The sequence below is a fragment of the Ferrimonas sp. YIN67 genome, assembly GCF_057219095.1.
On sequence record NZ_JBXVVJ010000003.1, the window covers coordinates 142,342 to 164,669 of the forward strand.

11 protein-coding genes and 1 pseudogene are annotated in these 22,328 nt (G+C 56.8%); 5 read left to right on the plus strand and 7 right to left on the minus strand.

The genetic code is table 11. The annotated features are described in order from the left end of the window. The first annotated feature begins 917 nt into the window (after nt 1-917). From AC2D8U_RS07875 to AC2D8U_RS07890, 4 genes and pseudogenes are all read left to right on the plus strand, one after another. A protein-coding gene (locus AC2D8U_RS07875) for an IS3 family transposase (protein WP_484618498.1) occupies nt 918-2,068 on the plus strand; the annotation gives its coding sequence in 2 pieces (ribosomal slippage) (nt 918-1,149 and nt 1,149-2,068; 1,152 coding nt in all). Between the two features lie 31 nt (nt 2,069-2,099). Further along, nucleotides 2,100-2,281: pseudogene (locus AC2D8U_RS07880) on the plus strand (IS3 family transposase); the annotation flags it as partial. A gap of 164 nt (nt 2,282-2,445) precedes the next feature. Then, nucleotides 2,446-3,297: a hypothetical protein gene (locus tag AC2D8U_RS07885; protein ID WP_484618499.1), complete on the plus strand. Its 852-nt coding sequence runs from the start codon at nt 2,446-2,448 to the stop codon at nt 3,295-3,297. A 92-nt stretch (nt 3,298-3,389) separates the two neighbouring features. Further along, nucleotides 3,390-4,217 (plus strand): hypothetical protein, encoded by an 828-nt coding sequence (locus tag AC2D8U_RS07890; protein ID WP_484618500.1) that lies wholly within the window; start codon nt 3,390-3,392, stop codon nt 4,215-4,217. A gap of 123 nt (nt 4,218-4,340) precedes the next feature. On the opposite strand, the gene AC2D8U_RS07895 is transcribed toward AC2D8U_RS07890, so the two are convergent. From AC2D8U_RS07895 to AC2D8U_RS07925, 7 genes are all read right to left on the minus strand, one after another. Then, nucleotides 4,341-6,083, minus strand: a complete 1,743-nt coding sequence (locus tag AC2D8U_RS07895) for a hypothetical protein (RefSeq protein ID WP_484618501.1) — start codon at nt 6,081-6,083, stop codon at nt 4,341-4,343. 162 nt (nt 6,084-6,245) lie between these two features. Beyond that, entirely contained in the window at nt 6,246-9,344 is a 3,099-nt protein-coding gene (locus tag AC2D8U_RS07900; protein WP_484618502.1) for a discoidin domain-containing protein, read from the minus strand. A gap of 143 nt (nt 9,345-9,487) precedes the next feature. Then, entirely contained in the window at nt 9,488-10,816 is a 1,329-nt protein-coding gene (locus tag AC2D8U_RS07905; protein WP_484618503.1) for a hypothetical protein, read from the minus strand. Nucleotides 10,817-10,917: 101 nt separating this feature from the next. Next, nucleotides 10,918-13,344 (minus strand): beta-glucosidase BglX, encoded by a 2,427-nt coding sequence (gene bglX, locus AC2D8U_RS07910; RefSeq protein ID WP_484618504.1) that lies wholly within the window; start codon nt 13,342-13,344, stop codon nt 10,918-10,920. 114 nt (nt 13,345-13,458) lie between these two features. Next, on the minus strand, nt 13,459-15,312 hold the full coding sequence (locus AC2D8U_RS07915) for an alkaline phosphatase PhoX (RefSeq protein ID WP_484618505.1): 1,854 nt from the start codon (nt 15,310-15,312) through the stop codon (nt 13,459-13,461). A gap of 72 nt (nt 15,313-15,384) precedes the next feature. Continuing rightward, nucleotides 15,385-16,872, minus strand: coding sequence for a hypothetical protein (locus tag AC2D8U_RS07920; protein ID WP_484618506.1), 1,488 nt, complete (start codon nt 16,870-16,872; stop codon nt 15,385-15,387). A gap of 73 nt (nt 16,873-16,945) precedes the next feature. Further along, entirely contained in the window at nt 16,946-18,754 is a 1,809-nt protein-coding gene (locus AC2D8U_RS07925; protein ID WP_484618507.1) for an alkaline phosphatase PhoX, read from the minus strand. 808 nt (nt 18,755-19,562) lie between these two features. On the opposite strand from AC2D8U_RS07925, the gene AC2D8U_RS07930 reads away from it, so the two are divergent. Next, a complete protein-coding gene (locus tag AC2D8U_RS07930) occupies nt 19,563-22,319 on the plus strand; it encodes a TonB-dependent receptor (protein ID WP_484618986.1) in 2,757 nt (918 codons plus the stop codon). Nucleotides 22,320-22,328: the final 9 nt, after the last annotated feature.

The window sequence follows — 22,328 nt, forward strand, 5'->3', positions numbered from 1 at the left end:
TCCAGCTCCCGCAACCACATTCAACGAAAGAGCCAGCCTTAGCGCTGGCTTTTTTGTTGCCTTGAGAAAGGCATCAAAGGGAATTTGAGCTGCCTCGTAGCTCGTCGGGCTCAGCTCTTCATAAAAGCCGTGAAGGTCGTTACATCAAATCCAGCTCCCGCAACCACATTCAACGAAAGAGCCAGCCTTAGCGCTGGCTTTTTTGTTGCCTTGAGAAAGGCATCAAAGGGAATTTGAGCTGCCTCGTAGCTCGTCGGGCTCAGCTCTTCATAAAAGCCGTGAAGGTCGTTACATCAAATCCAGCTCCCGCAACCACATTCAACGAAAGAGCCAGCCTTAGCGCTGGCTTTTTTGTTTCCTTGAGAAAGGCATCAAAGGGAATTTGAGCTGCCTCGTAGCTCGTCGGGCTCAGCTCTTCATAAAAGCCGTGAAGGTCGTTACATCAAATCCAGCTCCCGCAACCACATTCAACGAAAGAGCCAGCCTTAGCGCTGGCTTTTTTGTTGCCTTGAGAAAGGCATCAAAGGGAATTTGAGCTGCCTCGTAGCTCGTCGGGCTCAGCTCTTCATAAAAGCCGCGAAGGTCGTTGGTTCCCTATGTTGAAAAGCAGCGGCTTCCACAACCACATTCAACGAAAGAGCCAGCCTTCGGGTTGGCTTTGTTGTATCTGCAAGAAAAGACTACAAAAGCTCTATCGGCTCGCAATCGGTTCCCCCCCCACAACGTTTCCTCGACTTCTCGTGAACTATACGAGTTTTCCCCTTCGGGCAGTTCGGTCACACAGACCACAAAATGCTCACCGGTTTTCTCGCCTAAGAAACGACACCAAAATTTCCTCACTAAGGACGGCTACTGAATAGCTATCACTTCCATAGACACCTCAATGCCGTACTATGCGGCTCGCAATCGGAGGTGTTATGTCCAGCAATCGTTACCCAGAAGAATTCAAGAAAGAAGCCGCCAAACAGGTCATCGGTCGGGTCCGCAGCGTCGCTGACGTTGCCCCGTCTCTTGGAGTGTCAAATCACAGCCTGTATGCCTGGGTAAAGCGCTACCGCAAACCAGAACCACAGCTGCAAGAAGACAACCGCCTCCAAGCTGAGATCCGGAAACTTCGGGCTGAACTACGCCAAGTAACTGAGGAGCATGACATTTTAAAGGAGGCCGCCACGTACTTTGCAAGCGAGTCAAGGAAGGGTATGCGTTCATAAAGTCTCGACTCGAGCGCTTCGGCGTCCTTCCCTTGTGCCGAGCCATGCAGGTCAATCGCAACGGTTTCTACGCCTGGATGAAACACCCCAAGTCGGCACGTGAGCAGGAAGACGAGCGACTCCTTAGTCACATCAAGCAGTTCTGGCTGGAGAGCGGCGGCGTATACGGATATCGGAAATTCTACGACGATCTTCGTGATGAGGGCGAAACGTGCCGGTGTAACCGCGTTTACCGCCTCATGAAGCAGGAAGGCCTGCGCTCTCAAACCGGCTACAAGAGGCGCAAGGGGCACTACGGTGGCAGATCCACAGTTGTTGCGCCCAATACTCTGGAGCGACAGTTCAATGTCGACGAACCCAACAAATATTGGGTAACGAACATCACCTATATCCGCACCAGCGAAGATTGGATTTATCTAGCAGTGGTGCTCGACTTGTTTTCCCGGCAAGTTGTCGGGTGGTCGATGAAATCCCAGATGACCGCTGACTTGGCGACAGATGCACTGCTGATGGCAGTGTGGGGACGACGACCGAAGTCAGAAGTGCTGCTCCACTCGGATCAGGGCAGCCAGTTCACCAGCGATGAATGGCAGCGCTTCCTGAAACAGCATAACCTGGTGAGCAGTATGAGCCGCCGTGGAAATTGCCACGACAACGCCGTTGCTGAGAGCTTTTTCCAGTTGCTGAAGCGGGAAAGGATCAAGCGTCGAATCTATCGAACCCGGGATGAAGTGCGAAGTGATGTGTTCGATTACATCGAGATGTTTTACAACCCCAAACGCCGGCAAGGTTCCAATGATGGCCTGTCATCGGTAGAGTTTGAGGCCCAGTATTTTTCTAACCAATCGAGTGCCTAGAAAGCTGGGGGCTATTCAACATAGGAGCGTCAACGCACCTATGGAGCGACTGCTCCGGAGCCTAAAGACAGAATGGATCCCATCAACAGGGTATATGACCGAACGCGAAGCCCGTCTTGACGTCGCCGCTTACCTGATGGATTACTACAACTGGCAGTATTCCATCAACATAATGATGGAATACTGCCTGCGGAAACCGAGAATCGCTCTTAGCAGGTCTCCGAATAAAATTGACCGCTACACACGCCAGTGCCTCAGCGCTAACCACTTGTGATTCCATCACGCTTTTGGGGTTGAATAATCAGAGTTTGAACACTAACAAAAATTTATAAAGTATGTTTCAATGCCCACTTCCGAACCAGTCATTAAGCTAAAAAGTGATAAAAATAAAACAGCTGGCAGGACTCGTTATCGTTGGTGGCCTAATTGGGGTCGCCGTTGCTATCGCCTTGGTTGGTCACCGGGAGCAACAAGTGTGGCGCTGCCCGCACGGACACCTTATAACCGCCCACCAGCATGATCCCAATCCAACCCTTTTTGGCGGGCCCTATCACCACTATATCGGTCGCCCGGTCGATGCGGATACCAGTGATCTTAAGCCCGGCAGTGCCATCATCAAAGGCACGGCGACGCTTGATGGTCAGCCCTTGGCGGGCTTACCCCTACGCCTGAACCTGAATCTGTCACTGCTTAGCCACTGGGCCATCACCGACGGCCAGGGCCACTATCGTATCCAGGTTCCACCGGGCGAATACGACATCAACGGCTTTGAATTGGACCGCGAACATGCGGATGCGCTGCTCGCAGGCCGGGTACATCAACGCCTTCATGAGTTTCGCCGGGGCGTCATTGCGACGGAACAACAACCCAGTTCTGGGCCCGACTTTAGTTTTGTCCGCTCACTGCAGCCCACCATGAGTCAGCAAAACTTCGACAAAGATGACACCATTATGCTGAGTTGGGAGGCTTACGATGAAGCTGACCACTATCGGGTGCAAGTCTGGGAGATCATCGATCCCTTTGAGCATCACTCCCCGCGGCAGGTCTTTCAGTGGGATCAGCGACTGACCAGCACCGAGCCCTTTGTCGCACTGTCCGATCACTTCCGCGACTTCAAACCCGGCTACTTCTACTCTTACAGCATCCTGGCCTATGACCACAACAACCGACCGCTCACAGAGTATCATCGAGACCATCTGTCGGTTCAGTTCCGCATTAACCCGATCTAGCCCAAGCGTGTTGCGAGGTTGAGTGCTTTTGCACATCCAATCTCCGGTTACGAAGGAAATCGTCACGCTGTTGCCAAGGATCCCCCAAAGTTATGTTTAAGCAGATCACCTTAACCCTAATGTGCGCCGGACTGAGTCTGGGACTGTACTTCTATGCCCAGCCTGCGCCTTGGCGCTGTCCTCACGGACACCAGGTTAACGCCTATCAATATCACCAATATCCACGCTACTTTCTCGGCCCTTATGCCCTGTTTGACGGCAGCGCGATCGATGCCAGCACACATCTGGTGCAATCCGGTCCCGCCAAGATCCACGGCAGTGCGATCCTGGATGGACTCCCCCTGGCCGGACTCAAGTTGCGATTGAATTTGGACCGCACTCACATCACGCAGTGGGTCGAAACCGATGAGTTAGGGCATTACCAGATCCCGGTGCCAAAGGGGCAATACCAGCTCACTGGCTTCGAGCTGGACCGCGACAGCGCCAACCGCACGCTGGCAGGGATGATCCACTGGCACAACCACGCCTATCACCGCACGATTGATGCCAAGGCGGAAACCAGTGCATTCGCAATGGACTTTAACTTTATTGCGCCTGTCGAGCACTACTTGGATAAGCAGGAATTCCAACTGGGGGAGCCCATCCGGCTGTACTGGGATCCCTACCTGGATGCCGCTTACTATCAGGTGCAGCTTTGGGAGATGAACGATCCCTTTGAACACTCAGAGATGAAACGTCTGTTCAGCTGGGCCTCGCCAATCGAAACCTTCCTTATCGAGGTGGATCTGGCCGAGCATTACCAGGATTTCAAGCCCGGTTTCTTCTATGCCTACAGCGTCATCGCCTTCGACAAACTGGGCAATGCCATCACCAATTACCATCGCGATCATCTGGTGGTGAACTTCCGCATCATCGAGTAGGACGCCTGCACCGGAACCGGTCAAAACAAGGGAGGCGCATCTCGCGCCTCCCTTTCTCATGATGCCGCGCCCCATCTGCCGGCACGGCTTCGCAGCCTGACGATACCGTGGCGCCCCACAAGCCTAATCCCTGTCCACACTCACCTGCTCGAGGGTCATGGGGTTAAAGCCATTTTGAGCAAACAGATACCAGGCGGCGACTGAGGTAAAGCCCCGGCTTGGATCGACCCACTCATAGCCCCCCCGGTGGTTGGCCGTGTAGGGCAGCGCACGGGTAGCGACCCCACCGATCTCTCTGTCCATCAACAGCTTGCCCAACTGGTTGGTGTAGAAGTAGCCGCGCTGCTTATCGCCGTAGAGCAGGTAAGCACAGGCAATATGCCCGGTGCCATCGAGCCAGATGTTGTCGATCTCGATGTCGGGCCCATGATAGAAGCCACGGATGGTCTGGCCGTTGTGCTTGATGGTTTTGCGAAAGCGCAAGTCGTACTCCGGCACATTGAGCAGCGCTGCCGCCTCGGCGCCGTATGCCAGCACCCGCCAGGTGTAGAGATCCAGCGGCAGATTGTTATTGCCATCCAGTTCCGAGTCCAGCCAGATCCGGATCTTGTTGGCCATCTCCGGCTTATCCACCAGATGCATTACGGCATAGGCGTCGATGTTGCCTTCATGGTGCCCTCGGTCCTCGTGCAGATAGCTGTCTCCGCGCCGCCAGCCATGGCCGAGGTAGCCGCCCGAGCTGGCCTCATCGTCGATGTACCATTCGACCAGCAGATCGGTCAGTTTGCCCACCATGGTCTCGTAACGCTCGCCGCCAAACACCTTTTCATAGTGCTTGTAGGCCATCAGCAGCCAGGTGAGATCCCCCATCCAGCGATCAGACATCGTGGTTTTATAGGGGGCGACACCATCTTGCTCGACAATGCGCACCGACTGGTAAAACCCGCGCGCTTCACCGTTGAGGTAGAACTGCTGCAGGTGCGGATCATCGTTGTCGCGATCCGTCGCTAGGGCAAAGAAATCGAGGATCCGCTGCGCCCGCTCCTGCTCATCCTCGACGATAAAAGCCATTGCCGCCAGGGCGTTGTTGAAGGTGTGGTATTCGTTATCCAGTCCCTCCTGCGAGGCCAGCAGCGCCTGCTCCGGAGAGAAGCTATCCTGCACCTGCTTCAGATAAGCCAGAACACCGGGATCCTTGGGATCCATGGTGGTATCTCGGCGCTGACGAAAACCGATCCCTTCCAACTCGCGATCCGGATCCAACTGCGGCCCGGCCGGTGGGAAGGTGGCAGGCAAACCCGAATGAGCCAATCTTGGCTGCGTCAATCGCGCCATGCCCGCATCCTTTTTACCGGCGATCACCACCTCGACACGGCGGATATCCTGCAGCAGATCGTCCTCCCCGCCCCAGGCGTAATCCATGCTGTCAGCGTAGATCACCAAAGGCTGTGGGCTTGAGTAACGGTCTTGTAGGTCAAACACCTTCCAGAACACCGAGCCGTCAGAATCGACGAACTTCACCTCCATCTTGCTGTGGGAGTCTGCCTGCAGATCGAACACAAACGGTCGCTCCCGTGACACCGGCTCGGCCAGATCGGTGGCCATCATGATCCAGCCCTGGTGGGTCTCAGACATCAGTTGGTAATCCATCAAGACGCCAGGCTTGCCAGCGACCTTATCCTCAAACGCAGCCAGCGTGAGTTGGTTGACGCTGTCGGTCTCCACCTGCCAGACAGAGGCGTCTAGCATCAGTGGACCCGTCGCTGGCTCGGAGCCCAGCCCTCCACAACCACTGAGTAGCAGCGCCACGCTCCCCAACAAAGCGCCGCCTAGGCCTTTGTAGGTCAGATTCTTATTTCCCACCATATTTTTTATTCCTTACTATCTCTATGAACTGCTTTGCATCCAATAAAGCGTTAGGGCGGACTCGCGGATCACTCCACGAGTCCGCCCCAATCCATGCAAACGCTCTGGTCACTGCACCCATCTTGGAGGCTGGAGACCGGCCCCTTAATGGCTGTCAGGGCGTTACCAGCGCGCTTTTACCTCGGTCACGTCGGCCGCCAGCAAGATCTGGCTATCGTTGTAGTCGCTGACCGCCTTACCGTTCACCCATACCTGGCTGGGACGGCTATCCACCGGCCAGTTAAGGGTGATCCCGTTGAGATCGGCAAACCGGTTATCCAGCACCACGGTCAGGGTGCTGTCGACATACTCCATGGTCATATTCACCGGGCCAAAATGAGACGGCATATCGGTCAGGCTAATCCCGCCGTTCTCCAGCCAGTGCAGCGGTGCGGCACTGAGCAGCTCGATACGATGGTCGACATCGTTCTCCATAAAGATCAGGCCGCGCACCGAGTTGACGTAGCCAGAGCCCACCCAGGTGTGGGGCATGTCACCAATGTAGCTGCCCAAGCGCTCACGGCTGGCCACCAGCTCCACCCAGTGGTTCCAGCCCGCAGGGCGGCGATCGGCGAACACCACATCGTGGATCTCCTGCGCCTCTTTGCGCATCCCCAACTTTGCCAGCGCCAGGATGTTGCGGTTCTCATAGGGCACATAGCTGTAGGTGCCGCCGCTGGCCATGCGCTCACGCACGCTGTCCACGTATTGGGTAAAGGTTTGCACCACCAGATCGCGCGGCACCACATCCAGTGACTCACAGGGGAACAGGCCGATGGCGATGGAGGTCGGGTCAAAGTCACCGAGATCCGCCGAGCCGGGGATATAGTCTATGTCAAAGTGCTCCGAGGTCGCCCGCATCGAGCCGGAAAGGCTCACCGCCAGTTTGTCGTACTGGCTCTGCCCCCATTCGGCCACTTCCTCGTTGTCCAGCTCCATGGCAGCGTAGATCCCATCGAGCCAGCCGCGCAGCGACCAGAAATCATCCCAGTAGGAGTGGGTCGGAATGGAGTAACCCTCGTGGCTGATGGAGGGCGGGATGATCCCGGCGAAGCGCTCCGGGTTCGTCTGTTCCGCCATGTAGCCCGCTTCCAGGGTCTGATCCCGCAGCACCACCATGTACTCCATAGAGCCCTTGATGGCGTCAAAGTGCTTGCGCAGGAACGCCTCATCCTTGGTGAAGCGGTAGTACTCCATCAAGCCGTAGATCAGTTGCCCCTGGGCATCCCACTCGATATCGGCACCGAAGCCACTGTAAGTGCGGCCATCGTTATACAGAATGGGCGGCACCATGCCGTTTTCGTAGACCCGCTCGGCATACCACTCCAGGTATTCCTTGGCCTCGTCAAACAGGCCCATCCGCATCATCGCCGAGGAGGTCATGGCACCGTCGCGGATCCAGGTGCGGTTATAGTTACGCGAGCCCGGCTGGATCACCAACCCATCCTGGTTTAGCAGGATGTAGGCCATCTGCGATTTGACCGTGTGCTCGACTTCCTTGTCACCCAAGCTGAAACCGATGCGGTCCAGCTTGTCGTGCCAGAGCTCGGTCAGTTCGCTCTGACGCTGCGCAAAACTCTGAGCAAAAGGCGCCTGCAGCGGGCTGTCATCGTGCAGCGGCAGCACTACGCTCAGCGGCTGGGACGCGGCACCGGCCTCGGCCCGCACATTAAACGCCATGGCACCGGACAGCAGCCCATCTTCGCTGTTGAGACTGTGCTGCTCGGGCAATTCGCCCTTGAGCAGGTGCTGAACGATGGGCTCCTGCGCAAACAGGACGCCGCCCATGCGCTGGGGGGCCTGATCAAACAGGAAGGTGCGACGACCATTAATGACGATCTCGCTTTGGCCGTTATCGGCCCGGTAATCAAGCTCGTGGATCGGTGCCAGGCCGCCAAACTGCCAAGGTGGATTGATCTGCACCGGGTGGGTTACCAGCAGCAACTCGGCATCCAGCGTGGTATCACCATGGTTGTGCAGCTGATAGCGCAGCTGACCCAGAGACTGGTTTACCTCGCCATAGGCTAAGCCGTCGATCACCAGCTCAAAATCATCAAATACCCATTTCACTTGGGGCAGCGGCAAATAGCCACTGACCAAGCTCTGCTCCAGGCGCACGGCGTCAAAGGCGGAGTAAAGCTTGTCACCCACTTTCAGCAGCGGCATCAGGATGTTGCCACCGGTAAAGGGCTCGACGTTGCCGTATTCGTCAAACAGCGCTTCTTCGTCGTCCACCGGCAGACCCAGCAGGGTCCAGTAGGACTGCATATCACGCAGCTGTGTCGGGTATAGTCCCACCGGCATCTTGCGGGCAAATATCTCATATTGGCCGTAGGGGGTCAGCTCGGCTTTCGGACCGTACAGGCGAATATCATTGATGGTGAACTGAGGCTGGCCTGCCACCAAGTCGTCCATTTCCAGCTTAAGGAAACGGGCATCGCGGCGCTCATGTTTAAGGATCTCAAACTCGCCGATCCCCTGCTCCACCACGGGGCCGGCTTGCCACTGTTCACCGTCGTTTGAAGTGTAATAGCGCAAGGTGTGGGCATAGCCTTCACCCCAGTCCAGATGAATGCCGGACAAGGCGTGCGGGCTGCGCAGATCCACTACCAGCTCAGTGGCTGCATCGGTCTGACTGTACCACTGGGTTTGAGCTTCCTCATCCAGCAGGACCAAGGCGTTTTCCACTTCACTGCCGTTTTCCACTGCGATCACGCGGTCATCACTGCCCTTGAGCATGATGTCCTTGATGGAGAAGCCCCAACCGGTGGCGCGCACCGCCAGGTCAAACTTCACATAGCGGGCCGCATGCGGCTCTATGAAGATCTGCTGCAGCCCGCCGGGCGCATCGTCGGTAACATACACGGTCTGCCACTGCTCACCGTCCACCGAGGTCAGGATGCTGTATTGGCTGGCGTAAGCCGCTTCCCAGTCAATGGCCAGGCCCGTCAGTTCAAACACCTCACCGGTGTCGATCTGCAGCCAGTGATTGTCCTGTTCGCTGGAGCTCCAGCGAGTCTCCCCCTTGCCATCAATGGCGTATTGGGCAGCAAAACGGATCTCCTGGATCTCCGACGAAGTGGCCCGCCATTCACCCTTAACAGGCACGATGGAAGATACGGGGTTCGAAGAGAGGTTACAGGCGCTTACCCCCAGTGCCAGCAAGCTTGCGCCTACCGCCTTGGAGTAACGGAAAAAGGGAAAGTGCTTCATGGTTGTCATTGGCTTGTTCTTCTTGCTGACTTGGTTCGGCCCAAACTGGCGTGGGAGCCATCGTCACTCTGATGGGATGCATGTGGTTGTCATGCCCCGTCACCGCTGGTCATCTCGTTCAAGGGCTAAGGGGCACAACCCGGCGCAGTCGATCAGATCTCTTCACCGAAGTAGTTGTTATGCTTACGGAAGAACGCCATCCCCAGATGCTCATCCATGGCGGCGAGGCCAAACAGCATGGAAGAGTAGTCCACCGCTTCGATCGCTCGGGCACGCCACTTCGGGTCCTTTAAGCTGTAGCGCCACAGCAGGGTGTGCCCCTCCTTCATCTCGTAACGCGCCAGCCCCCGCTCATCCCGGTACATGGCGATCAAGTCATCCTTGGCATGCTCGGAGTAAGGCAGGAAGCCCGCCACAATATGCGGCGTCACTACGTGAAAGTCGTTTTGGATTGGATTGCCATCCAGAGTGATGCGATCGACGCAGTAACCGCGCTGACAGGCCCCGGCACCGCTGCCCCATTCATAGCGGCGCTGGCCCCAGTCACGGTCCTGCCACCAGGCGTAGTCCGCCCCTGCCGCATTGCGGATCGCCTTCTGGTAGATCGGCGAACTGGCAAAGTGATGGATAAGGAAGTTGTTGAATTGGTGATTAAACTTAGACACGAACCACTGTTCATTTTCCGACGGCACGGCATAGCCCTGATAGGTCGCCTTGGCCACGCTCTCCATGTCGGCGTACCAGGTATCCCAGAAGCGACGGGCATCGTGCTCTGGCCCAAAGCCCTTATCGATCGCTTGCTGGTTGGCCAGGTTGGCGACGATCATGTACTCGTTGTAGGCCTTGGTGCGGTGCTCCTTGAATCGGCCATCCGCATGGGTTGCCAGCCAGATCCAGCCGTCGTCGGCATCGGCGATAAACTGGATCATATCGGTGGTGTCATACACCTCGTCCGCCAAGGCGGCGATCTCAGCATTGGCTGGCCAGTAGTTGGCGGCAAACAGCGCACCGGAGATCATGATGGCACTGTCGATGGGACTCCAGTCGTCACCGACGGTCTCCCCGGTGACGGTATCGTAGAAGTGGATGTAGGTCCCCGACTCAGTACGGGGCACACTGATATCGGGGTCTTTGCCCGCCATCACCCGCAGAGTCTGCAGCGCCAACTGCTCCGCCTGTGGCTCCCAGCCCATGGCATGACCTATGGTCAACGCCACCAGCCCCATGCCGGCATTGGCGATGGAACCCCGGGGGGAGCCCCCTTCCAAAAAGTAGCCATCCAGATAGGTGCCATTGGGCTGACGGATCGCCTGCCAGAAGTGGTAGTTGTTCTTGAACTGCTCGGCGATGATCTGTTGATCGCTCATGGCAGTGCTGTCCACGGCGGGCACCGCCTGAGCGGGCGCCTTTGATCCCATGGGATCACAGCCAGCCAGCAAAGCCACTGCCAAGGTGATGGCCACCTGTGTTTTGTTAAACATTGTTGAAGCACCTTTCTCGGATTAACGCGCTGCCTCAGCTCAGGCAGCGAAAGATCGGAGCAGCAGCACCGCTCCGACGGTCTTAAGCGGTCAAGCTCGGCTTACCAAAGCTTCCACCAGGGCTTGGCGGCGGCGATGGGCTCTGCCACCTCCAGCACAAAGTCTTTACGTTGAACCTGATTGGAAGCGGTGCCCACCATCACCTGGAAGTCACCGGCTTCGGCACCCCAGCTCATGTCGGCGCGGTAAAAGGCCAGATCGTCCTCGCTCAGGGTGAAGCGGATGGTCTTGGTCTCGCCCTTGTCGAACGCCACCTTCTGGAAGCCCTTCAGCTCCTGTACCGGACGGGTGATGGAGCCCACCAGCTGACGGGTGTACAGCTGGATAACCTCTTCACCGGCAACGTCACCGACGTTGGTCACGTCGACGGAAACCGTCAGCTCACCGCCAGCGGCCAGAACGTCGGAAGACAGTTTCAGCTCGCCGTATTCGAAGTTGGTGTAGCTCAGGCCGTGGCCGAAGGCGTACAGCGGCGAGTTTGGCGCATCGTTGTAGCGGGTGGTGTACTCCTCACCCCACAGGTTGTCGCTCCACTCCTGGTGTGGACGACCGGTGTTTTTGTGGTTGTAGAACACCGGCACCTGTCCGACGTTATAAGGGAAGGTCATTGGCAGCTTGCCGGACGGGTTGTAGTCACCAAACAGCACATCGGCAATGGCGTGGCCGCCGGAGGTGCCCGGATACCAGGCATGCAGGATCGCATCCAGATTTTGGCTTTCCCAACGCAGATCGTTCGGACGACCGGATTGGATCACCGCCACCATGGGCTTGCCCAGCGGCTTCAGCGCCTTCATCAGCTCGATCTGGTTGCCCGGCAGTTTCAGATCGGTTCGGGAGGCGGCTTCGCCAGAGAAGGCTTCCTGCTCACCGATGGCCAGCACGATCACATCGGAGCGCTTTGCCACCTCAATGGCCGCATCGATCTGCTGCTGCAGCGCCGCATCGTTACGGGTTTCACGGGCCACGTAGTTGAAGCGATCGTGAGCAAACGGGCTACCCTCTTCACGCATAAAGGCGTAGGTGGCACCCTTGGCCACGTTGACCTTCACCTTGCCTTCCAGGCGCGCTTCCAAGCCCTGCTTCATGGTAATCACATGGTCCAGGTGAGCCGGGCCAGCACCCGCCCAGTTACCGATCATGTCACGCTGACTGTCCGCCAGCGGGCCAATCAGCGCGATGGAGCTCAGTTCATCCTGGTTCAGCGGCAGTGCTTTGTTGTCGTTCTTCAGCAGTACCATGGAGCGACGCGCCGCGTCACGAGCCAGTTCCTTGTTCTTGTCGGACAGGATCTCTTTCTCGGCGCGTGCGGTGTCGAAGTAGCGGTACGGATCTTCAAACAGACCCAGACGCCACTTCATCTCCAGGATCAGGCGTACAGAGTGGTCGATCTTCTTCTCATCAACCTTACCTTCGGCAACCAGCTCTTCGAGGTAGTCGATGTAGGTGCGGCCAACCATATCCATATCGGCACCGGCATTAAAAGCCAGTTCCGCCGCGTGCTTATCATCACGGGCGTAGCCATGGGGCACCAGTTCGTTGACAGCGGTATAGTCCGTCACCACAAAGCCTTCGAAGCCCCACTTATCGCGCAGCACGTCGGTCAACAGGAACTGGGAGCCGGTGGCCGGCGTGCCGTTAAGATCGTTAAAAGAGGTCATAAAGGTGGCGACACCGGCATCGACCATCGCCTTAAACGCCGGCATCTGGCTGGTCCACAGCTCATGCTCGGAGACGTCTGTGGTGTGGTAATCACGCCCGCCTTGAGCCAAGCCATAGCCGACAAAGTGCTTGGCAGTGGCCAGCATGGTGTCGTGCTTGGACAGGTCCTCACCTTGGAAGCCCTCAACCCGGGCCACCGACATCACGGCGTTGAGGTAGACGTCCTCCCCCGTCGCCTCAGATACCCGGCCCCAACGCGGATCGCGCACCAGATCCGCCATTGGCGCAAAGGTCCACATAATGCCATCTGCCGTGGCTTCTCGGGCAGCCACTTGAGCGCCCTTTTTCACCAGTTCCACATCCCAGGAAGCCACTTCACCCAGAGACTGGGGGAAGATGGTCTTGTGACCGTGGATGATGTCGTGAGCGATCATCAGCGGCACACCCAAACGGGTCTCGTTTACCGCCATCTCCTGCAGGGAGCGGGCAAAATCAGCACCGTAAGAGTTGAATACCGCACCAACCTGGCCACGTTTGATCTGGTTCTCGTAGTCTTCGTTGACGAACGGGCCTGTGTTGTTACGGAAACCCGACTGCAGATCCAGCTGACCGATCTTCTCTTCCAGCGTCATCTTGCTGATAAGCTCAGAGATAAAGGCGTCCATTTTGGCGCTGTCATCGTTCCAGTGGGCCACAGAGGCAGGTTGCTCCGCCTTGTGTGGGTTGAGGTAGTGGCCAGCGTCAGCGGCCAGGGTGGCAGGCATCGTCAGGGCGGCGGCGACCGCGATGGAAAGTAGATGTTTGTTCATAGTCAGTATCTTTTTTCTGAGGTTAAAAAGGGGGACAAGAAGAGCGGGCGGCCAGCCTGGGCAGGCCACCACGCACTTTGCGTCTAAAGGATTAAGGGTTAACTGAGAGAAACCTTAGCGTCGGCTCGGATCAAACAACCACATGGCGGCGTGTTGATCCTGACGGTGTTCCTCATTGCCGCTGTAGGATTCGGTGATCACCAGGCGGCCATCATCCAACACCAGCAGGTTATTGGGCTTAACGACATGGTCAGCAGAGCATTGCCCATCCACCATCTCACCGGTCAGCACCGGCTCCACCCGAAACACATCGTAGTCGGCCTCCAACTCCATCCGGTACACACCACCGCAGAACAGGGCAGAGTGATCCATCCACATGTTGGCCCAGTCACCCCATACCATAAAGCCGTCGTACTGCTCCAAGGTGAAGTAGACGTAGGCTTTGGCCACATCGTCGATATCGCCAGTGCCATCCACCGCCTTCGCAGCGCGGGACTGGTTTACTGCCAATCCGCGAATGCCGCCCCATTGGGTGGCATCGGTCAACCGCTTGGCTGCACGGCGGGTCTCCAGGAAGGCAGCACGATCATCAATGGGCAAACCGGCGGTGATGGGGTTGCCTCCCTCCATCACGCTGGGGAAGCGGCCGTCGGCTGTGCCATTAGCCCAAGCAGCAATGTCGGCATCGGTGAGGTAACTGCTGTCGCGACGGCTGTTGTCGTTGCTGTAGTTCCAGTTGTAATCGAAGGTATCGATGTTGTCCCAATCGGCGATCCAGGACTCGATCTGAGCATCACTGGCGGTGGCCAGCGGCAACCACTCCATCCGCAGCACCGCGTTTAACGGGTGACCACCCCGAGTCAGCGGCGACTCGTGACGCATCTTGGCGATATACAGGGTGCCCTCGCTCAGATCCCCGGCTGTATGAGCGACAAACTTGTACAGCCCACTGTGCTGATGGTTCTGCGCCAGGTAGACGGTTTTCTGATCCGGCATGATCACCGCACTGTCCTGCTCAAAACGGCCCAGGGTGTAGTGCTTCTTCGGCACCGCCTCGCCGGTGGGATCGGTGATCTCCACCTGATAGCCGTAGCGGTAAGGGTTGGGGAAGTTATCCGCGCCCAGGTATTGATTCAGACGCTCAACCGCAGAGTCCTCCGCCTGATCCTGAGGAAGTCCTGGGCGGTTCCAGTTGCCGTCGGTGGTGCTATCAACATTGCTGCGCACCACCAAGCGCTCGCCATACATCGGCGTGCCCCAAGGGGTGAGGCTACCAGAACCCACGGTGGCGGTGCCTTGCACGGCGCTAAAGTCGACCAGTTCAATCTCGCCAGGCTGCCACTGCTCCGCCATATCGCGCTGCATCGCCACCCGCTGCACGGTGCCCGGATAGCCGTCCCAGCCGGTTAACAAGACCGCTTCATTCTCAGAAACCTTATGCAGGGTACTCATACTTGGGCGGCCCTGTTCATGCCAAGCGGCAAAAGGCATGCTACCGTAGTCACTGCCATCAGGCCGCAAGATAGCGCGATGTTCGCCCACCGCGGTTAACACCCCCCAATTAGTCCCATCCGGCAGCGCCACACTGTGCGTCGGATCGACCTTGAGGACATCCAAACGCACACCCTCGAGCACGGCGCTGGCGGCCAAGTCAACGCCGCCATGAAAATTTGAGTGCTTGACGTTGTAATGCAGTTGACCATCGAGCACGAATGGCGAGTTGAATTGGGTTTTATGCGGCGCCAACGCCAGACGCATCAACGCCCCCTCAGCTTCCGGTGGGCGCTGCTCACCATCACAATCTCTATCGCACGGCGGCTCTGGCGGCAGGATAGGTACCCCTGGGTTGCCGTCGATGCAGGTGATGCCATCGCACACCACCTTATCTTCCTCATCACTCGTGCTGCAGCCCACCAGGCCCAAGCCCAGCATCGCTAACATCAGACCTGATAATCGAAACTTATCCATTTTCTGTTTCTCTCTTCGCATTCTTGTCAGGAAGGGGCAACGCCCCTTCACAGGAAACTCTACTTTTGGGGCCTAGTGACAGCTGCCCGTAACCTCAACACTCTCACGCTGGCACCAGCGATCCGGCGTAAAGCTTGAGTACATCTGCTCCACCAGGTGGTAGTTGCCCAGTGAGGATTCGATGTAGTGGCGTACATAGCCCTGCAAGCGATCGGCAAAGAAGGCGGTGACGAACATGCCCTGATCCAGCGAGATCATCTTGGTGGCGATGCGGCCGCGGTGATCCACCGCGTCATACCAACCAAAGGGGGTCGCGATCTGAGGGAAGGTCTCTTCGACACCCTTGAGCAGCTCCACGGCGTGGTCCTGATCAACGATGGCGTAAAGGGCCGTGGCATGAGGGGTGCCAACGGAGTCTTGCTTATCCCAGGAACCCTCGGGTGCGTATTCGTACCAGTGCTCAGACATACGGGCGACACCAAACTCGTCATAGCCGTTATTGACGGTGGCCGAGGAGGACAGAAACGGAATGCCATGCTGCTCGGTGTAGTCCAGTTGCACTTCAAACAGGTTGTTGATGTAGCGGGTATCCGGGATCAAAGCCTGTTCATCAAACCAGATCCCCGGCAGCATCGCCTGAAACACGGTGCCATACCAGGTCACCAAGGTTTCCACCTCATCGCCGTTTTGCAGTTGCACCTTGGCTCCGGTGGTTGGCATCGAGGTAAAGGTCTCCTGTGGAATGGCGTCGTCCCCCAGATGCTCGGTCAACAGCACGGCCCACAGTGGCGCCAACCGGCTCTCATTGGCCTTACGATCAATGTGGTAACCCACAAAGTCACCGGCATACTCGTTTTCTTCCTTCTTCCAGCCCGCTCGCAACCAGGGCAGTTTCGGGTTGTCCTGAAAGTCATACAGTGCCAACCAGCCAGGGGCAGAACGACGGATCATCACGTCGCAGCGCTGGGCAATATCCTGTAGGCGCGGATCCTCGCTGTCCCAGAAGGCTCCCGCCACCGCCGCCAGGGCCGACAGCAGGTTGGCCGCATCCACGGCGGAGATGGTGCCGGTATCAATATCGGTATCGTCCAGGGTTGGTGGCTTCAAAGCACCGCTTTTCAAGTCATAGATCCAATAGTGCAAGCCCTCCCAGGTCGGGGCATTGAGCAGCGTGGTGGTCACCACATCCATACGCTCGATGATCTGATCCGCATGTTGCTCATCCTCGGCGGCATTGAGCACCTCAATCAGCACATTCAGATACAAACCGATGCTGCTGCTGTTGGCAGTACGTACTGGGATGATCCGGTCTTCGGCCGGCACCAGAATGTTCTCCCAGGGCAGCTGAGTGTGGAAATCCACGCCGATATTGTCCTGGAAGAAGTCCAGGTTGGCTTGCAGTTGCTGCTCAAACCCTTCCGGGTAAAGCTCGGCGGGCAACCGTAACTGGGTTAAGGGCACCCGGAAATGTTCATCGCTTTTTTTGTTGTCGTCGCCACTACAGCCCAGCAAAGTCATACTGGCCATCGCAAGCGCGATCAGAGATTTGTTGTAAGACACATCGACCTCATTATTCAAATGGGTTCACCGCTCATACAGGAGCCGTTCATCACATAGGGTTAGGATTGGGCAATCATTGCCCGCCGGCATCGATCGTCATGGGATGATGCAGCCAGATCCCGTGATTTAATTGCGCCCCGTTGCCTTGGGTATCGTCCTTCTCAACGATGATCAGCATGCCGTCGTCGCGCACCAGCAACTCACTGGGCTTGGTCGGTTTATCCCAATCACAACGCTCTTTGTGATGCTCAAACGGCAGGTCGCCGCCTTGGAAAGTGGAGTGGATAGTGCTGACCTGATAGTCCGCCTCCAGCGCCATGTGGAAGATCCCACCGCACTTGTCGTTGATAGGACTGAGCTGAATATCGCCGCTGGTTTCGGTCATCGCGCCCAGGTACTGCGGGATGGAGAAATAGAGGTAGGCTACGTCCACGTTCTCACTGTCGCCGGTGCCGGTGATGGCCTTCTCTGCCCGCTTTAGGTTTACCGCCAAGCCGCTCATCTGGTTCCACTCGGCAGTAGCACCCAATGCAATGGCCGCCGCCCGGGTCTCCAGGAAGGCCACACGGTCATCCATCGGCTGACCGGCGGTTACCAGGCCACCGCCCTGCTCAAGCCTTGGATAGTGCGACTCCCCTGCAGCCCAAGCGGCTACGTCGGCGGGGCTCAGATAGCTGGTTTGACCCAGCTCAAAGTCGCCCAGGCCAATGGTGTCAAAATCACGGATCCAGCCTTCCAACTCAGCCGCATTGGTCAAGGTCGCCAGTTCCAGCCACTCAATCTCAAACACAACATCGTCAGGATGAACCCCATTGACCGTCTCACCAGCCTCATTGGTCTCGTGTTCAATCACCTGCTGGGTGATCTTAGCGGCATAAAGAGTGCCGGTACTCAGATCCCCCGGGGTCAAGGCATCAAAGCGATAGAACACCCCATCCTCACGATTTTGTGCCAGGTAAACGGTCTGCTGGTTGGGCATGATGGCGGCGGTGCCCTGCTCAAACCGGCCCATGGCGTAGTGCTTCACCATGTTAGGCTGCGCGGCAGTAACATCGGTCAGTTCAATCTGATAGCCATAACGATAGGGATTCGGGAACTGGCCCTCGCCCAGTAGTTCGTTCATCAGACCAATGCGGGAGTCAACGGCGTTGCTGCCTGTGTCATTGGGCCGATTCCAGCCTGCTGAGGTGACGTTGCTGGCATCGGTCATCACGATGCTGTGCTCGGCCACCAACGGCGTACCCCACGGAGTTGTGCTGCCAAAGCGGGTGCCAGCAGTGCCATGGATCCCGGCATTGAGATCAACAAACTTATAGTGGTGCGACCGCTTAGGCTGCCAAGTCTGGCCATCCGCAGAGTGCATCTCCAGGCGCTCAAACGCACCGGGGAAATCATCCCAGGCAGTAAACATAAAGCCACGGTGCGCCTCACCGAGCGACACAAAGAAGTTGTTATCCGGGTTGTTGCTCAACACGATATGATCGGGTTCGTTAGGATCGGGCCGGTGTTCGTATTCCTGCGCTCCCCAAGGCCAATCGCCGTGCCATGCACCAATGCGGATGATCACATTGTTGTCACCCTGGGCCTGACGCACCATCTGACGCTCACCACCGACAAACTCCGGGATATTGGTGCTCTTATGGCGGTTCACCTCAACCCGGTTAATGTCCACCCCGGACATCACTGTCATGCTGGCACTGGAATAGAGGCCGTCAAGCACGCCTGTATTGTCGGGGCTGGGGTGCTTCACATTCACAAACAGCTGATCGTTGTGGATGGTGACTCCGGAGAACTTGGCCCGCAGCGGTGCTGTGGCGAAGCGCATCACAGTTCCGGGACCGGTCGCTTCGATGGGAAGCCCGGTTTTACAGTCATACATCATGGAATCGCACTGCTCCGGTGGCAGTGGCGCAATCGCACAATCCCCCAAGCACGGTTCGACACTGGACCGGCTATCACTGTCACAGCCGCTCAATGCGATTGCTAACGTAGCAAGTACGAAGGCAGATCTAATTCTTATGCCCATTTATCTATTACCTAATTCCGGCAGATAGAACTCATCTGCTTAAAACAAATTATTGAGTTTTGTTAGTGTCCACAATCTTGTTTCTTATATCGCTGAGTAATAGACGCGCAAGCCAAGCATTCTCAATTCAGGCAGCACAACCAAAATTAAAGATGTGTAAACGAATATCAACAGGAATGGCGTTCACCACGGCAATCTGTGACACAGATCACAATCCCGGGTTCAAAAACCCGACTCGCCCTGTATTTTTCCAACGAAAATTTACGATCGTCACTACGAATCACCAGCTAAAACAACTCTTTTAGGCGGCTTGATTATACTGTCGGCGCATTAATGAATGCATGAATTACATTCATTTTGAAAATAAACAAGAAACCATATTCGCAAGCCAAGTCGCTTGTCACCATTCGTAAGAAAGTGTAAGGTTTGTCTCGTTAGTGTCTTCTTAAATTGTGCCATCCCAGTTTTGGCACCCAAGAGAAATAGATTCAATAGCCACCTTTATTTATTAAGTGGTGCGCCTTATACGTTATTACTTCGTCAGGCCGCATTACTTTTCCTCAGCAGCAAATACATAGCTGAATTTTTAGCTGTTGTTATTCATGAATATGAACTGAGGTAACAAATGAGGTTTCCACCATCGAAAGTCACCCGTACAGCTGCAATGATCGCCGCTGTACTCGCTAGCGCGCCTACGGCGTTTGCTGAAGAGGCCCCAGAGCTACCGCTAGAGGAGGCCCAGGAAGACGTTGAGGTCATCCGAGTAACAGGAACACGGGCGAGCTTGACCGAAGCCTTGAACGAAAAGCGCTTTAACGACGCCCTGGTCGATGTGATCGCCGCCGAAGATATCGGCTCCATGCCCGATCCCGATATCGGCGACTCCCTGGAGCGGGTCGCGGGGGTGCAGATCGCCCGTGGGCGCGGCGGGGTGGCCAGCGAGGTGAATATCCGGGGCATGCCCGGCCACTTCACCAAAACCCTCTACAACGGCCGAACCATCACCACGGCACTGAACGCCAACCGCAACTTCTCCTACGACATCATGCCGTCCGCGTTTATCGGTAAGGTCACGGTGCAAAAGAGCACCTCGGCGGATCTGATGGAGGGGGGGATCTCCGGCACCATCGACATGCAAAGCCATCGCGCCTTGGATCGCGATAAAGCCCATACCAGTCTGGCCCTACGCGCCTCTTCACAGAGCAATGCGGGGGAGATTGGTCCGGACCTGTCCTTTATCCACGTCAATCCCATCATCGAGGATACCCTGGGGGTGGCGTTCGGGGTTAACTACCTGGATCAAGTCAATGCCAGTCAGGAGGTGAGCAACTCCGATTGGGGAACGGCCTACTACCGCTATAACGGTGACAACCGCGTGTTTGGCACCAATGAAACCCGTGCCCAGGTGCAGGAGAACATCCGTGAGCGTAAGGCCGCGTTCGTCAACCTGGAATGGAAACCCGGCGACAACTGGTCAGTTTGGTATGAACTGCTATACACCGACTACAAGACCCGGGAAAACCGCCAGCGCCACCGCTTTAACAACTACGGCGAGACCATGGAGTCCTGGGAGGGCGTTGAGTTCCGCGACCGCACCTATGTCACCAAAGCAGAGTTTCTCGAGGCGCGCAGTGAGGTGGATGACTCCCCCATCGCCCGGGATACCGACATCCTGCTCAACACCTTGGATCTGAAGTACGAAAGCGGCAACTGGCAAGTGAACTTCGGCCTCAGTAGCTCTCGCTCCCATCAGGAGTGGCGCGAGGTGCTGCTGCAGACCGGCACCGGCAACATGCATATGACCTTCGACTGGGATACCGGTCGCGACAACCCGATGGAGTTCTACTACCACGGCGATAACATGTCGGACTACCTGACCAATCAGGCCAACTATGGTCGCTATGTCGAGGGCAGCCAAGATTACCGGGGGATCCGCCTCAATGGCTGGAACATGGGCAGTTTGCAGGACACCAACTCCTCAGCCGCCAATATCGATGTGACCTACGAGCTCTATAAAGAGCTGGGCATGCTCAGCGTGGATCGGATCCGCTTCGGTGCCATGTACAGCGAAGAGGAGTCGATCACCCGTGTACGCCGTCTGTCCGGTGTGATGGATCATCAGCAGTACTTGGGGCTGCTCTCCTACTACGGCTACGAGCAGAACATGCTGGGTTGGATCAACGCTCAGCCCGGCCGCGGCAGTTGGCTCTCCTCCAGCAGCAGCAATGGCTTACCCTACTCCTGGCTAACCCCGGACACCGAACGTTTCCTCGACCACATCTCGGTGGATGACATTCTGGCCTACGCCTCCACCATCCATCTGGACAACAACCGTAAACTCTATAACGGCGAGCAGGAGTCCACCCTGAAAGAGGACAGTTGGGCCGCCTATCTGCGTACTGACTTTACTCTGGGCTATGACTTGCAGGGCAACATCGGAGCGCGCTTTATCTATACCGACCAGTTGCAACAAGGCTACGGCACGGATCTGGAGAAGGGGCTGCTGCTCAACGCTGACGATACCCTCTCCTTGGCGTCGGTGAATGAAGACTTTATCGAGCGGAAACACGACTACTGGTGGGTATTGCCCAGCTTGAATCTGCGCTATCAGCTCAGTGAAGAGATGCAGGTGCGTTTTGGTTGGGGCCGCACCCTGTCGCGTCCCAACAAGGACGACCTGACTCTGAATGCTGGCTTTGACTTTAACAACGGCAACCCCAAGGTGTGGACCACCGATCCCTACCTGATGCCCTTTACTTCGGACAATATCGACGCCAGCTGGGAGTGGTACTTCACCCCCTCCTCCCTGCTGTCGGCGGCCTACTTCCGCAAGGATGTGGACAGCCTGATCGAACGTACCGAACAAAACTACATGATGGACGTTTACAGCAACACCGGCGCCTTGCTCGATCCGAAGTCGGTGACGCTGATCGGGGCCAGTAATGGCGATGGGGTGGTGCTGGAAGGGGCCGAGTTGATGTTCCAAACCCCATTCCGCGCCCTGCCAGGCTTCCTGGCCAACACTGGGATCGACGCCAACTACACCTATACCGACAACTCCAACCCGGAAGCGTTGCGGGCCGCATCACGACATAACGCCAACGTGACCCTGTACTACAACGTACACAAGATCGATCTCCGGGCTTCCTACAACTACCGCTCTGGACGTCTGGATAATCCCTTTATGTTCTGGGAGCAGAATAACCTGAACCAAGCGGATCGCCCCGCCACCTACCTGGCACCAGAGCACCGCTTGACGGTGAGCCTGAACTATCGCCCCACCGACCACCTGCACTTTAACCTCTCGGCCAGCAATGTGACCGAAGGCGGCATGGCCCGTAACACCCTGGATAATCGGGTCTCACAAACCTACGCCGATTATGGCCGCACCATTAATGCCGGTGTGATCTTCAATTTCTAAAGGACCAGA

Bases quoted from the DNA above. Each gene is read 5' to 3' on its own strand.
- AC2D8U_RS07890 (WP_484618500.1), top strand. From the start codon at position 3,390: ATGTTTAAGCAGATCACCTTAACCCTAATGTGCGCCGGACTGAGTCTG.
- AC2D8U_RS07895 (WP_484618501.1), bottom strand. From the start codon at position 6,083: ATGGTGGGAAATAAGAATCTGACCTACAAAGGCCTAGGCGGCGCTTTG.
- AC2D8U_RS07900 (WP_484618502.1), bottom strand. From the start codon at position 9,344: ATGACAACCATGAAGCACTTTCCCTTTTTCCGTTACTCCAAGGCGGTA.
- AC2D8U_RS07905 (WP_484618503.1), bottom strand. From the start codon at position 10,816: ATGTTTAACAAAACACAGGTGGCCATCACCTTGGCAGTGGCTTTGCTG.
- bglX (WP_484618504.1), bottom strand. From the start codon at position 13,344: ATGAACAAACATCTACTTTCCATCGCGGTCGCCGCCGCCCTGACGATG.
- AC2D8U_RS07915 (WP_484618505.1), bottom strand. From the start codon at position 15,312: ATGGATAAGTTTCGATTATCAGGTCTGATGTTAGCGATGCTGGGCTTG.
- AC2D8U_RS07925 (WP_484618507.1), bottom strand. From the start codon at position 18,754: ATGATGTATGACTGTAAAACCGGGCTTCCCATCGAAGCGACCGGTCCC.
- AC2D8U_RS07930 (WP_484618986.1), top strand. From the start codon at position 19,563: ATGATCGCCGCTGTACTCGCTAGCGCGCCTACGGCGTTTGCTGAAGAG.